The organism is Streptomyces sp. NPDC027672, assembly GCF_055566335.1.
This window is the reverse complement of record NZ_JBVHSO010000015.1, coordinates 200,722-213,708: the sequence shown is the minus strand read 5'-3', so window position 1 is coordinate 213,708 and position 12,987 is coordinate 200,722. Positions and strand designations below refer to the sequence as shown.

Genomic DNA, 12,987 nt, shown 5'->3' with positions numbered 1-12,987 from the left:
CGCTTCCTTTGTACTCACCCTCTCGGGCTTTCCTCCGGGCTGCTTCCCTTCGGTCTTGCGTTTCCGACTCTATCAGATCTTTTCTCGATCCGATTTCCTCGGTGCTTTCCAGGTTCCCGCTTCCGCGTTTCCCTTTCCGGCGGTTCCGACTTTATCAGAAGTTCTGAGCCGGTTTTCCCACCCGCTCCGGACTTCCCGTGTGCAGCACGTGATGTGCTCGGGTTCCCGGTTGGGCGGAGCCGTAAACGTACTGGAGCGGGCCGCCTCGATGCAAATCGAGGCGGCCCGCTCCCGGTCGGCACGGACGGACCGTCAGACCTCCACGACCACCGGCAGGATCATCGGCCTGCGGCGATACGTGTCCGAGACCCACTTGCCGAGGGTCCGGCGGATGAGCTGCTGGAGCTGGTGGGGCTCCACGACACCGTCCTGGGCGGACCGCTCCAGGACTTCCGTGATCTTCGGCAGCACGTCGGCGAAGGCCGAGTCGTCGATGCCGGAGCCGCGGGCCTGGACGTGCGGGCCGCCGGTGATCTTGCCGGTGGAGGAGTCCATGACCACGAACACCGAGATGATGCCCTCGTCGCCGAGGATCTTGCGGTCCTTCAGCGCCGGCTCGCCGACATCGCCGACCGAGAGACCGTCGACGTAGACGTATCCGGCCTGGACCTTGCCCGAGATCTTGGCCTTACCCTCGATCAGGTCGACGGCCACGCCGTCCTCGGCGATGACGATCCGGTCGTGCGGGACGCCGGTCAGGGCGCCCAGCTCGGCGTTGGCCCGCAGGTGGCGCCATTCGCCGTGGACCGGCATCAGGTTCCTGGGGCGGCAGATGTTGTAGAAGTACAGCAGCTCGCCCGCGGACGCGTGGCCGGAGACGTGCACCTTGGCGTTGCCCTTGTGGATGACGTCGGCGCCCCAGCGGGTCAGGCCGTTGATCACGCGGTAGACCGCGTTCTCGTTCCCCGGGATCAGCGAGGAGGCGAGGATGACCGTGTCACCGTCGACGATGCGGATCTGGTGGTCCCGGTTGGCCATGCGGGACAGTGCCGCCATCGGCTCGCCCTGGGAACCCGTGCAGACCAGGACCACTTGGTGGTCGGGCAGGTCGTCCAGCGTCCGGACGTCCACCACCAGGCCCGGCGGGACCTTGAGGTAGCCGAGGTCGCGGGCGATGCCCATGTTGCGGACCATGGAGCGGCCGACGAAGGCGACCCGGCGGCCGTACTCGTGCGCCGCGTCCAGGATCTGCTGGATGCGGTGGACGTGGCTGGCGAAGCTGGCCACGATGATCCGCTTGCGGGCGCCGGCGAAGACCTGCCGCAGGACGTTGGAGATGTCGCGCTCGTGCGCGGTGAAGCCCGGGACCTCGGCGTTCGTGGAGTCGGAGAGCAGCAGGTCGATGCCCTCTTCGCTGAGTCTCGCGAAGGCGTGCAGGTCGGTGAGGCGGTTGTCCAGCGGGAGCTGGTCCATCTTGAAGTCGCCGGTGTGCACGACCATGCCGGCCGGGGTGCGGATGGCGACGGCCAGCGCGTCCGGGATGGAGTGGTTGACGGCGATGAACTCGCAGTCGAAGGGTCCGACGCGTTCGCGGTTCCCCTCCACCACCTCCAGGGTGTACGGCCGGATCCGGTGCTCCTGCAGCTTGGCCTCGATCAGGGCGAGGGTCAGCTTGGAGCCGATCAGCGGGATGTCCGGCTTCTCGCGGAGCAGGAACGGGACGCCGCCGATGTGGTCCTCGTGGCCATGGGTGAGGACGATGCCCTCGATGTCGTCGAGGCGGTCCCGGATGGACGAGAAGTCGGGCAGGATCAGGTCGATTCCGGGCTGCTCCTCCTCGGGGAAGAGCACTCCGCAGTCGACGATCAGCAGGCGGCCGCCGTACTCGAAGACGGTCATGTTCCGGCCGATCTCGCCGAGGCCGCCGAGCGGGGTGACGCGCAGGCCGCCTTCGGGGAGCGGCGGGGGCGGGCCGAGTTCAGGATGCGGATGACTCAAAAGACTCTCCTCACACACGCGCGCCACGTACCGGTCGGGCACGTGGCGCGCATGACGTTCGTGCAGAAGCAGTTGTTGGTAACGCGCAGGCACCGGTGGCCTGCGTCTGCGGTTTTCGATTCAGTTGTGAAGCCCGTGTGGTGCCAAGTCTGTTGTCAGAGCTGTACCCCGCCCGCGGCAAGATCGATCTTGAGCTGGGCGATCTCCTCGGGCGAGCACTCGACCATGGGCGAGCGCAGCGGTCCGGCCGGCAGGCCCTGGAGCGCGAGGGCGGCCTTGGTGGTCATGACGCCCTGGGTGCGGAAGATGCCGGTGTAGACCGGGAGCAGCTTCTGGTGGATCTCGGTGGCCTTGACGACGTCGCCGGAGGTGAACGCGTCCACCAGGGCGCGCAGGTCCGGGGTGACGAGGTGGCTGACGACCGAGACGAAGCCGACCGCGCCCACGGACAGCAGCGGGAGGGTCAGCATGTCGTCGCCGGAGTACCAGGCGAGGCCGGAGCGGGCGATGGCCCAGCTCGCACGGCCGAGGTCGCCCTTGGCGTCCTTGTTGGCGACGATCCGCGGGTGCTCGGCGAGCCGGACGAGCGTCTCGGTGCTGATCGGGACGCCGCTGCGGCCGGGGATGTCGTAGAGCATGACCGGCAGGCCGGTGGCGTCGGCGACGGTCGTGAAGTGCCGGTACAGGCCCTCCTGCGGGGGCTTGTTGTAGTACGGCGTGACGAGCAGCAGGCCGTGGGCGCCGACGCGCTCGGCCTCGCGGGCCAGCTCGACGCTGTGGCGGGTGTCGTTGGTTCCGACGCCGGTGACGACGTGGGCACGGTCTCCGACGGCCTCCAGGACGGCTCGTACCAGATCCGATTTCTCCGCGTCGCTGGTGGTGGGGGACTCGCCGGTGGTGCCGTTGACGACCAGGCCGTCGTTGCCTGCGTCCACCAGGTGGGCGGCGAGCCGCTGCGCGCCGTCGAGGTCGAGTGCGCCGTCCGCCGTGAAGGGCGTGACCATGGCGGTGAGGACCCGCCCGAAGGGGGTCTGCGGAGTCGAGGTCGGAGCCATGGGTAACACGCTACTCGGTGCCGGTCGGGCGCTGTGCCCGTGGGGTGCCGGGAAAGTCAGGACAAAGGCGGAGCCCGGCACTGCCTGCTCGGGGGTTCAAGCAGTGCCGGGTCCGTTTGATCAGGCTAGATGAACTTCTCTTAATGCCGCAATACGGACACCTCGCGAGGCTGACGCGTACGTCCGTTCCCGGCGGGGGCGTACGGCTCCGTTACGGGGCCACCCGGCCGTTCGCGTTGAAGGCGGCGTACGTCAGCGGCATGAGCTTCGCCCACTCCGCCTCCATCTTCTCGCCCACCATCTCGATCTCCCGCTGCGGGAAGGACGGCACCTTGGCCAGCTCGTGCTGGGTGCGCAGCCCGAGGAAGTGCATCAGGGAGCGCGCGTTGCAGGTGGCGTACATCGAGGAGTAGAGGCCGACGGGGAGCACCGAGCGGGCGACCTCCCGGGCGATGCCCTGGGCGAGCATCTCCTGATAGGCCGCGTACGCCTGGCGGTAGGACTCCTCCATGGCGTGCCCGGCCGACGCCTGCTGCTCCTCGGTGCCCTCCACGAAGACGTACTTGCCCGGGCGGCCCTGCTGGACCAGCTTGCGGGACGCGTCGGGGACGTAGAAGACCGGCTGGAGCTCGCGGTAGCGGCCGGACTCCTCGTTGTACGACCAGCCGACGCGGTGCCGCATGAACTCGCGGAAGACGAAGATCGGGGCGCTGACGAAGAACGTCATCGAGTTGTGCTCGAACGGGCTGCCGTGCCGGTCGCGCATCAGGTAGTTGATGAGGCCCTTGGAGCGCTCCGGGTCCTTGTTCAGCTCGTCCAGGGACTGCTCCCCGACGGTCGACACACGGGCGGCGAAGAGCACGTCGGCGTCGGCCGCGCTGTGCTTGACCAGTTCGACGGTGACGTCACTGCGCAAGTCGATCTTGATGTCGTCCGGGGTGCGGGTCACGGTGGGGCAGGTCCTTCCCAGTGCTGCTTGAGGTTCGCGCCCACTGTACGGGGCAGACGGCACGGAACGAGCGGCGCCCTTCCCTGCGATTTTTTCCGGACATGGGGCACCTTTTGCGTCACTCGGGCGTCTTTACCGGTGAGGCGCGCATGTTCGATCTTCTCTCCCCGAAAGGAGCGGCAGTCACGATGTTCCGTAGGCGCGAGCCCGTACCCTTCGCCTTCCTGGCCGAGGCGGACCGGTTCCGCAGCAATGTCACTCCCCCGCCCCGTCAGCGGGCGTCCCTCGGCGAACTCGCCGGACGCTGGCTGCTGGGCCTCACTCTCGTCGCCGGGGTCGTGGGTGCCCTGGCCGTCGGGACGCCGGCGCTCTCCACGCCGTCCGATACGCCGGTCCAGCAGTCCCAGGCGTCCCCGGGGCACTGACCGGGGGCCCTCCTCCTTCCGGACGCTCACCGCTGGTGGGCGGGATCACGGCCGGATAGCCTCACCGGACACCGTCCACGCGAGGACCGAGTGAGGAACAGCCGTGCCCCTGCCCTTCCTGACGGCCGACCGCACCTTCGAGACGGCGGCCGAGAGCGCGCTGCCGTACGACGATCCGGATCGCTGGCGACGCCCGTACCGGCTCGGGCCGTGGCGGGTGGGCGTGGCCGCGCTGTGGCTGCTGCTCGCCTCGTTCGTGCTGCTGGCCGCGGTGCTGACCGCGCTCACCGGTGCCGTGCCCACGGCCGCCGTGGTGCTGGTCGTGGGCCTGGCGTTCGTGGCGGGCGCGCTGCGGCTGCTGCGCATGGGTGTGTGGGTGAGCCGGCGGGGGCTGCGCCGGACCGGCTTCCTGGCGACGCGGACGGTGCCGTGGGCGCGGGTCGTGTCGGTGCGGACGGTGCAGCAGCCGGTGCGCTGGCTGGGGCTGCCGCGCACGGTGCAGGGGCAGGCGCTGGCGCTCGTCCGCGAGGACCGGCCGGCCGCGGACACCCCGCCGCTGCTCACCACGCACAGCCTGGACTTCCTGGCCCGCCCGATGGCTTTCGACCGGGCGGCGGACCTGGTGGAGGCGTGGGCGGCGGAACACGGACGCGGCTGACGGACGAGGGTGCCGGGCTGGCAGGGCCCGGGGGCTGGCGCGTCGCCCGCGCGCCGGGCGCCCCGTCCGCGCGAGCCCGCGGCGCAATCCCGTCCGTGCAGATCCGCCGGCGTGAATCCCCTCCGTGCGGCCCCGTGCATCCGGGACCGTCCGCCCGCGCGAGGTGGGGTCAGGAGGGGACGGGGCGGTTTTCGTGCAGGGCGATGGCGCGTTGCATCGCCTTGCGGGCCCGCGGGGTGTCGCGGGCGTCGTGGTAGGCGACGGCGAGGCGGAACCAGCAGCGCCAGTCGTCGGGGGACGCCTCGGTCTCGGCCTTGCGCGCGGCGAAGACCTCGTCCGCCGAGTCGCGGTCGATCCGGCCGCTGGGCAGGCGCCGCAGTTCGTCGGCCGGCAGACCGCCCTCGGCGTCGAGTGCGGCGGCCAGCCGGTTGGCCTTGCGGACGAACTGGGTGTTCTTCCACAGGAACCACACGCCGATGACCGGCAGGATCAGCACCGCCACGCCGAACGTGACGGTCAGGAGCGTGCCGGCCTGGATGAGCAGGACGCCGCGGCTGCCGACCAGGACGAAGTAGAAGACCAGGACGGCGGCCGTGACGAGGTAGGTGATCTTCGCGCGCATGGCAGTGTTCGTCAGCCCAGGTCCAGGAAGTGTTCCAGGCCGAAGGTGAGGCCCGGAGCGGTCACCACGCGGCGGGCGCCGAGCAGGATGCCCGGCATGAAGCTGCTGTGGTGCAGCGAGTCGTGCCGGACGGTGAGGGTCTCGCCCTCGCCGCCGAGCAGCACCTCCTGGTGGGCGAGCAGGCCGCGCAGCCGGACGGCGTGCACCGGGACGCCGTCGACGCTGGCGCCCCGGGCGCCGTCGAGCGCCGTGACCGTGGCGTCCGGCGCCGGGGCCGTACCGGCCGCCCGGCGGGCCTCGGCGATGAGCTGGGCGGTGCGCGTGGCGGTGCCCGAGGGGGCGTCCACCTTGTTCGGGTGGTGCAGCTCGACCACCTCGACCGATTCGAAGTAGGGGGCGGCGAGCTGCGCGAACTTCATGGTCAGCACGGCCCCGATGGAGAAGTTCGGCGCGATGAGCACGCCGGTCTCCGGGGACTCGGCCAGCCAGCCCCGCAGCCGCGCGAGGCGCTCGTCGGTCCAGCCGGTCGTCCCGACGACGGCGTGGATGCCGTGGCGCACGCAGAAGTCGAGGTTGTCCATGACCGAGTCCGGGGTGGTCAGCTCGACGGCGACCTGGGCGCCGGTCTCCGCCAGCGTCTCCAGCTTGTCGCCCCGGCCGAGGGCGGCGACCAGTTCCATGTCGCCGGCGGCCTCGACCGCCTTGACCGCCTCGGCCCCGATCCGGCCTCTGGCACCGAGGACCGCCACGCGCAGCTTGCTCATGTTCCTGCTTCCTAACCGGTGGTGTTTCAGGCGACCGCGTCGTGCAGCCGGGCGGCCTGCTTGTCCTTGAGCGGGCCGATGACCGACAGCGACGGGCGCCGGCCGAGGACGTCCCGGGCGACCTCGCGGACCTCGTCCGGGGTGACCGCGGCTATCTTCGCCAGCATGTCGTCCACGGACATCTGCTCGCCCCAGCACAGCTCGCTCTTGCCGATACGGTTCATCAGCGCGCCGGTGTCCTCCAGGCCGAGGACCGTGGAGCCCTTGAGCTGGCCGATGGCGCGGGCGATCTCGTCGTCCGAGAGGCCGTTCTGCGCGACCTGGTCGAGTTCGTCGCGGCAGATCCTGAGCACGTCGTGCACCTGGCTGGGCCGGCAGCCGGCGTAGACGCCGAACAGGCCGCAGTCGGCGAACGCCGAGGTGTACGAGTACACGCTGTAGGCGAGGCCGCGCTTCTCCCGGACCTCCTGGAAGAGGCGCGAGGACATGCCGCCGCCGAGGGCGGTGTTGAGGACGCCCATGGCCCAGCGGCGGTCGTCGGCGCGGGCCAGGCCGGGCATGCCGAGGACGACGTGCGCCTGCTCGGTCTTGCGGCCGACCAGTTCCACCCGGCCGGCGGCGCGGATCGTACGGCTGCCGGCGCGCGGGCCGACGGGCTGTGCGTCCGGGCTGCGCAGGGCGCCCGCCTTCTCGAAGGCGGCGCGGACCTGGCGGACGACCTTGGCGTGGTCGACGTTGCCGGCGCAGGCGACCACGAGGTGGGTCGGGTCGTAGTGCTTCTTGTAGAAGCGGCGGATGCGGTCGGCGGTGAGGGCGTTGACCGTGTCCACCGTGCCGAGGACCGGGCGGCCGAGGGCGTTGTCGCCGAACATGGTGTGCGCGAACAGGTCGTGCACGCAGTCGCCCGGGTCGTCCTCGGTCATCGCGATCTCTTCGAGGATCGCGCCGCGCTCGACGTCGACGTCCTCCTCGCGGATGAGCGAGCCGGTCAGCATGTCGCAGACCACGTCGATGGCGAGCGGCAGGTCGGTGTCGAGCACACGCGCGTAGTAGCACGTGTACTCCTTGGCCGTGAACGCGTTCATCTCGCCGCCGACGGCGTCGAGGGCGGCGGAGATGTCCAGCGCCGACCTGCGTTCGGTGCCCTTGAAGAGCAGATGCTCCAGGTAGTGCGTGGCGCCGTTCAGGGCCGGGGTCTCGTCGCGGGAGCCGACGTGCGCCCAGATGCCGAAGGTCGCGGAGCGGACGGAGGGCAGGGTCTCGGTGACGATGCGCAGGCCGCCCGGGAGGGTGGTCTTGCGGACCGTGCCGATGCCGCCTGCTCCCTTGATCAGGGTTTGGGTACGGGCGACGGCCCGCGCCTCCGAAGAGGGGCGGGCCGTCGCCTCGGAGCTACGGGACGTCACTGCTCGGCGTCGTCCTTCGCACCGGCGGCGGAGCCGCTGTCGGACGCCGCGTCGCCGTCCTCGCCCTCGATCACCGGGATGAGGGACAGCTTGCCGCGGGAGTCGATCTCGGCGATCTCGACCTGGACCTTCTGGCCCACGCCGAGGACGTCCTCGACGTTCTCCACGCGCTTGCCGCCGGCCAGCTTGCGGATCTGCGAGATGTGCAGCAGACCGTCCTTGCCGGGCAGCAGGGAGACGAAGGCGCCGAAGGTGGTCGTCTTGACGACCGTGCCCAGGTACCGCTCGCCGACCTCGGGCATCGTCGGGTTGGCGATGCCGTTGATCGTGGCGCGGGCGGCCTCGGCGGAGGGGCCGTCGGCGGCGCCGATGTAGATCGTGCCGTCGTCCTCGATGGTGATCTCGGCGCCCGTGTCCTCCTGGATCTGGTTGATCATCTTGCCCTTGGGGCCGATGACCTCACCGATCTTGTCGACCGGGATCTTGACGGTGATGATCCGCGGGGCGTGCGGGCTCATCTCGTCGGGCCGGTCGATGGCCTCCATCATCACGTCGAGGATGTGCAGGCGGGCGTCGCGGGCCTGCTTGAGGGCCGCGGCCAGGACGGAGGCCGGGATGCCGTCCAGCTTGGTGTCGAGCTGGAGGGCGGTCACGAACTCCTTGGTGCCGGCGACCTTGAAGTCCATGTCGCCGAAGGCGTCCTCCGCACCGAGGATGTCGGTGAGGGCGACGTAGTGCGTCTCGCCGTTGATCTCCTGGGAGATCAGGCCCATGGCGATGCCGGCGACCGGGGCCTTCAGCGGCACACCGGCGTTCAGCAGCGACATGGTGGAGGCGCAGACCGAGCCCATGGACGTCGAGCCGTTGGAGCCGAGGGCCTCGGACACCTGGCGGATCGCGTACGGGAACTCCTCGCGCGTGGGCAGCACCGGCACGAGGGCGCGCTCGGCGAGGGCGCCGTGGCCGATCTCGCGGCGCTTCGGGGAGCCGACGCGGCCGGTCTCGCCGACGGAGTACGGCGGGAAGTTGTAGTTGTGCATGTAGCGCTTGCGGGTCACCGGGGAGAGGGTGTCCAGCTGCTGCTCCATGCGGAGCATGTTGAGGGTGGTGACGCCCAGGATCTGGGTCTCGCCACGCTCGAACAGCGCGGAGCCGTGCACCCGCGGGATGGCCTCGACCTCGGCGGCCAGGGTGCGGATGTCGGTGACACCGCGGCCGTCGATGCGCTTCTTCTCCTTGATCACGCGCTCGCGGACCAGCTGCTTGGTGAGCGAGCGGTACGCGGCGGAGATCTCCTTCTCCCGGCCCTCGAACTCCGGCAGGAGCTTCTCGGCGGCGAGCGCCTTGACGCGGTCCAGCTCGGCCTCGCGGTCCTGCTTGCCGGCGATGGTGAGCGCCTGGGCCAGCTCGGGCCTGACCGCGGCGGCCAGGGCCTCGAAGACGTCGTCCTGGTAGTCCAGGAAGATCGGGAACTCGCCGACCGGCTTGGCGGCCTTGGCGGCGAGGTCGGCCTGGGCGCGGCAGAGGACCTTGATGAAGGGCTTCGCGGCGTCCAGACCGGCGGCGACGACCTCCTCGGTGGGCGCCTCGGCGCCGCCCTCGACCAGCTTGATGGTCTTCTCGGTGGCCTCGGCCTCGACCATCATGATCGCGACGTCGCCGTCCTCCAGCACGCGGCCGGCGACGACCATGTCGAAGACGGCGTCCTCCAGCTCGGTGTGGGTCGGGAAGGCGACCCACTGGCCGCGGATCAGCGCGACGCGGACGCCGCCGATCGGACCGGAGAAGGGCAGGCCGGCCAGCTGCGTCGACGCGGACGCGGCGTTGATCGCCACGACGTCGTACAGGTGGTCGGGGTTGAGCGCCATGATCGTGGCGACGACCTGGATCTCGTTGCGCAGGCCCTTCTTGAAGGACGGGCGCAGCGGGCGGTCGATGAGGCGGCAGGTGAGGATCGCGTCCTCGGAGGGCCGGCCCTCGCGGCGGAAGAAGCTGCCGGGGATCTTGCCGGCGGCGTACATCCGCTCCTCGACGTCCACCGTGAGGGGGAAGAAGTCGAGCTGGTCCTTGGGGTTCTTGGAGGCGGTGGTGGCCGACAGCACCATGGTGTCGTCGTCCAGGTACGCCACGGCGGAGCCGGCGGCCTGCTTGGCCAGGCGGCCCGTCTCGAAGCGGATGGTGCGGGTGCCGAAGGGTCCGTTGTCGATAACGGCTTCGGCGTAGTGGGTCTCGTTCTCCACTAGCGTTTTCTCCTCGTCTTCGTCCCTTGGCTGCCCGTGTGGCAGGGGGACGGTGATGGAGAGGCGCTCCGTGCGGTGCGGGCCGGTCTTCGATCGAAGCACCCGGGGTTCGCTTCTCCGGGGGCCACTACCGAGGACCGGCGGCGACTGGGCGCGCTTCTCCTCTTCCTATCCTGCTGTGTCGTCCGTATTGCGTTGTGCTACCACACTACAAAGCGTGAGTGACACTCCGCACGTTCCCGCAACGGACGACGGTTACTCACCGGATGCGCGGCGGGGCCCCGCATACGGCAAAGGGAGCGGTCCCCGGGCCCTGCCGGGAAACCGCTCCCCTCATGGCGTCCTACCGGGCGCCCGCCGCACCGCGGCGGATGCCGAGGCGGTCGACCAGCGCACGGAAGCGCTGGATGTCCTTCTTCGCCAGGTACTGCAGCAGCCGGCGGCGCTGACCGACCAGGATCAGCAGGCCACGGCGGGAGTGGTGGTCGTGCTTGTGGGTCTTGAGGTGCTCCGTCAGGTCGGAGATCCGACGGGAGAGCAGAGCGACCTGGACCTCGGGGGAGCCCGTGTCACCCTCCTTGGCACCGAACTCGGAGATGATCTGCTTCTTCGTGGCGGCGTCGAGCGACACGCGTACTCCTCATAGTCTGTGAACGGCCACCGAGTGCCCCCGGTCTGCATCGCGGGGGAGCTTCCGTTACTCGGGAGGCGGGGATCCGCTGGGCGCGGCCTCCAGAACGGCAAGGGTTCCGGGGGTGCGTACACGAACGGCCGTCACTCAGGGTACCAGGGGACGGCGGGCGCCTTGCGCGGGGTCGCCGAACCGTCCTGGCGGCCCGGTGTGCGCCACTAGGGTGAGCGCCGGGACCGTACCTATCTCGGGAAGGGGTCGCCGCACATGGCGGAATCGGAAGCGGAGATCAAGGCGCGCAAGGAGCGGGAGCGCGACGAGCTGTACGCGCTCGACATCTCGGGCGTCGAGTGGCAGAGCGCGCCCGGCACGGAGGAGCACGAGGAGCGGGTCGAGATCGCCCACCTGCCCGGCGGCGCGGTGGCGATGCGGTCCTCCCTCGACCCGGACACCGTGCTGCGCTACACCGAGGCCGAGTGGAACGCGTTCGTGCTCGGGGCGCGGGACGGCGAGTTCGATCTGAAGCCGATGGCGCACAACGGGGGCCTGGACGTGCAGTGAGCGGCCCGCACGGGAACGGAAAAAGGGGCGGCACGCGCGCGTGCCGCCCCTTTTTTCGTTCCCGCGTCCGTCCGTTAGCTGGTCATGGCGCGCGCCTTGGCGTACACGTCGAAGACGGCCAGGGCGAGCGGGATCAGGGTGAGCAGGACGAAGCCCTCGCCGATCTCCAGGAAGCGGCCCCAGAACGGGGTCGGTCCGCCGCGCGGCAGGATCAGGCCGAGGGCCGTCACCAGGGCCGTGGCCAGGGCGATCGCCGCGATCAGCCAGATGGTGCGGATGCTCAGGTCGGTGCGGTCGCCGGCCAGCGCGGCGCGCATGATGTGCTGCGGCGGGTTCAGGGCGAGGCCGAGGCCGAGCAGGACCAGGGCGGCGAGGCCGGCGGCCAGCACCGGGGCGACCTGGGCGGTGTAGCGGAAGAGGCCGGCGCGCATGAGCAGGGCGACCCCGGTGGCGAGGGCGAGCAGCTGGGCCCAGACGTCGTCGGAGAAGCCGAGCACGGCCGACGCGCCCACGGCGAGCAGCGCGCAGCCGCCGACCAGGCCGACGAGGAGTTCGTGGCCGCGCCGGGCCTGCGCCTCGACGCGTTCGGTGTCCACCGCTTCCTGGGGGGCGGACTCGGTGCCGTAGGCGGGGCGGGGTGTGCCGCTGCTGGGGTTCTCGAAGCCGATGGGCAGCCGGGCGAACCGCATGGACATGCCGGGCAGGAAGGCGAGCGCGCCGACGGAGACGGGCGCGCACAGGGCGGCGGTCTCCCGGGGCGCCCAGCCGGTGAGGGTGGCGACGAAGACGACGGCCAGGGCGACCGCCGAGGCGAACACGAACGCGACGAAGGGGCCGTCGCCGTGCGGTGAGCACAGGGCGAGGATCAGGGCGGCGACGAGGACGGCCGCGCAGGCCAGCAGGAACTGGAGCCTGCCGATGCCCTCGCCGGCGGCGAGCGGCAGCAGTCCGCTGCCGGCGACGCCGATGTTGGGCAGCGCGCCGAGGCCGAGGGCGACGGCCGAGCCGCGGTCGTCGTAGACGCGGGCGCGGACGGCGGAGAGCACGACGAGGAGGACGCCGGTGACGGCGGCGAGGATGCCGGCCAGGCCGTGCATGTCGTGGCGCGGGTCCGCGGTCCAGGCGACGAACGCGAGCAGCGCGGGCAGCACGCCGCCGCCGACGAGGCCGGCGGCCCGGGTCAGGTCGCCGCTCCACAGCTTGTGCTGCTTGGTGACGGAGGAGGCAACGGCCTCGGCGACGTCGTCGAAGACGGCCGGCGGCAGGGATTCCGCGAACGGGCGCAGGGTGAGCAGTTCGCCGTCGAGGATGCGCTGGGCGGCGAAGGAGCGGGCGCTGTCCAGCACGGTGCCGTCGGTGCGGACCAGGTGGTAGCCGACCGGGGCGCCGGCCTCGGGGCTCTGCCGGGACAGCCGGAGGATCTCCGGGCAGAGGTCGGCGACCGGGACGTCGTCGGGCAGTGCCACGTCGATACGGCTGTCCGGCGCGACGATGGTGACCCGGCAGAAACCGAGTCCGGTGCCGGACCCGGAAGGTGCTCCCGTCCCGGGTCCGCCGGTGGCGGCGGCCGTCATGCTCACCTGCTGCTCCCCCTCAGTGGTGGTGGTGCGTCTGTGTCGTGAAGGTCCCGTGCCGGTTTGCCCGGTGCGCGGCGACCCGGGTGCCGCAGACCGGGATT

The 12,987-nt window shown here is 70.8% G+C and carries 12 protein-coding genes; 3 read left to right on the top strand and 9 right to left on the bottom strand.

Features of this window, described 5'->3' with window-relative positions:
- Window positions 1-312: 312 nt before the first annotated feature.
- The 3 genes from ACZ4SV_RS30685 to thyX form a co-directional block, all read right to left on the bottom strand.
- Window positions 313-1,998: a ribonuclease J gene (locus tag ACZ4SV_RS30685; RefSeq protein ID WP_468008107.1), complete on the bottom strand. Its 1,686-nt coding sequence runs from the start codon at window positions 1,996-1,998 to the stop codon at window positions 313-315.
- A 155-nt stretch (window positions 1,999-2,153) separates the two neighbouring features.
- The gene (gene dapA, locus ACZ4SV_RS30680) at window positions 2,154-3,053 is read right to left on the bottom strand and encodes a 4-hydroxy-tetrahydrodipicolinate synthase (RefSeq protein ID WP_397940571.1); all 900 of its coding nucleotides are present in this window, start codon (window positions 3,051-3,053) and stop codon (window positions 2,154-2,156) included.
- 211 nt (window positions 3,054-3,264) lie between these two features.
- Window positions 3,265-4,002 carry an FAD-dependent thymidylate synthase gene (gene thyX, locus ACZ4SV_RS30675; RefSeq protein ID WP_365882985.1) on the bottom strand — a complete coding sequence of 246 codons (738 nt, stop codon included), beginning with the start codon at window positions 4,000-4,002 and terminating at the stop codon, window positions 3,265-3,267.
- Between the two features lie 188 nt (window positions 4,003-4,190).
- Between thyX and ACZ4SV_RS30670 the strand changes: the two genes are divergently transcribed.
- Window positions 4,191-4,427, top strand: a complete 237-nt coding sequence (locus ACZ4SV_RS30670) for a hypothetical protein (protein WP_397940569.1) — start codon at window positions 4,191-4,193, stop codon at window positions 4,425-4,427.
- A 103-nt stretch (window positions 4,428-4,530) separates the two neighbouring features.
- Complete coding sequence (locus ACZ4SV_RS30665; protein ID WP_397949154.1) at window positions 4,531-5,085, top strand: YdbT family protein; 555 nt, start codon at window positions 4,531-4,533, stop codon at window positions 5,083-5,085.
- A gap of 169 nt (window positions 5,086-5,254) precedes the next feature.
- On the opposite strand, the gene ACZ4SV_RS30660 is transcribed toward ACZ4SV_RS30665, so the two are convergent.
- From ACZ4SV_RS30660 to rpsO, 5 genes are all read right to left on the bottom strand, one after another.
- A complete protein-coding gene (locus ACZ4SV_RS30660; RefSeq protein ID WP_365882989.1) occupies window positions 5,255-5,707 on the bottom strand; it encodes a tetratricopeptide repeat protein in 453 nt (150 codons plus the stop codon).
- 11 nt (window positions 5,708-5,718) lie between these two features.
- Window positions 5,719-6,471 (bottom strand): 4-hydroxy-tetrahydrodipicolinate reductase, encoded by a 753-nt coding sequence (gene dapB, locus ACZ4SV_RS30655; RefSeq protein ID WP_468008103.1) that lies wholly within the window; start codon window positions 6,469-6,471, stop codon window positions 5,719-5,721.
- 26 nt (window positions 6,472-6,497) lie between these two features.
- Window positions 6,498-7,877 (bottom strand): M16 family metallopeptidase, encoded by a 1,380-nt coding sequence (locus ACZ4SV_RS30650; RefSeq protein ID WP_397970367.1) that lies wholly within the window; start codon window positions 7,875-7,877, stop codon window positions 6,498-6,500.
- Entirely contained in the window at window positions 7,874-10,117 is a 2,244-nt protein-coding gene (locus ACZ4SV_RS30645) for a polyribonucleotide nucleotidyltransferase (RefSeq protein WP_468008101.1), read from the bottom strand. Before ACZ4SV_RS30645 ends, ACZ4SV_RS30650 begins: the two co-directional genes overlap by 4 nt.
- 343 nt (window positions 10,118-10,460) lie before the next feature.
- Window positions 10,461-10,748: a 30S ribosomal protein S15 gene (gene rpsO, locus ACZ4SV_RS30640; RefSeq protein ID WP_365876131.1), complete on the bottom strand. Its 288-nt coding sequence runs from the start codon at window positions 10,746-10,748 to the stop codon at window positions 10,461-10,463.
- A gap of 267 nt (window positions 10,749-11,015) precedes the next feature.
- Between rpsO and ACZ4SV_RS30635 the strand changes: the two genes are divergently transcribed.
- On the top strand, window positions 11,016-11,309 hold the full coding sequence (locus ACZ4SV_RS30635; protein WP_397940557.1) for a DUF397 domain-containing protein: 294 nt from the start codon (window positions 11,016-11,018) through the stop codon (window positions 11,307-11,309).
- A gap of 74 nt (window positions 11,310-11,383) precedes the next feature.
- On the opposite strand, the gene eccD is transcribed toward ACZ4SV_RS30635, so the two are convergent.
- Window positions 11,384-12,883, bottom strand: coding sequence for a type VII secretion integral membrane protein EccD (gene eccD, locus ACZ4SV_RS30630; RefSeq protein ID WP_468008111.1), 1,500 nt, complete (start codon window positions 12,881-12,883; stop codon window positions 11,384-11,386).
- Window positions 12,884-12,987 lie beyond the last annotated feature (104 nt).

Coding starts and splice junctions, on each gene's coding strand:
- ACZ4SV_RS30670 (WP_397940569.1), top strand. CDS start 4,191: ATGTTCCGTAGGCGCGAGCCCGTACCCTTCGCCTTCCTGGCCGAGGCG.
- ACZ4SV_RS30635 (WP_397940557.1), top strand. CDS start 11,016: ATGGCGGAATCGGAAGCGGAGATCAAGGCGCGCAAGGAGCGGGAGCGC.
- dapB (WP_468008103.1), bottom strand. CDS start 6,471: ATGAGCAAGCTGCGCGTGGCGGTCCTCGGTGCCAGAGGCCGGATCGGG.
- ACZ4SV_RS30660 (WP_365882989.1), bottom strand. CDS start 5,707: ATGCGCGCGAAGATCACCTACCTCGTCACGGCCGCCGTCCTGGTCTTC.
- dapA (WP_397940571.1), bottom strand. CDS start 3,053: ATGGCTCCGACCTCGACTCCGCAGACCCCCTTCGGGCGGGTCCTCACC.
- eccD (WP_468008111.1), bottom strand. CDS start 12,883: ATGACGGCCGCCGCCACCGGCGGACCCGGGACGGGAGCACCTTCCGGG.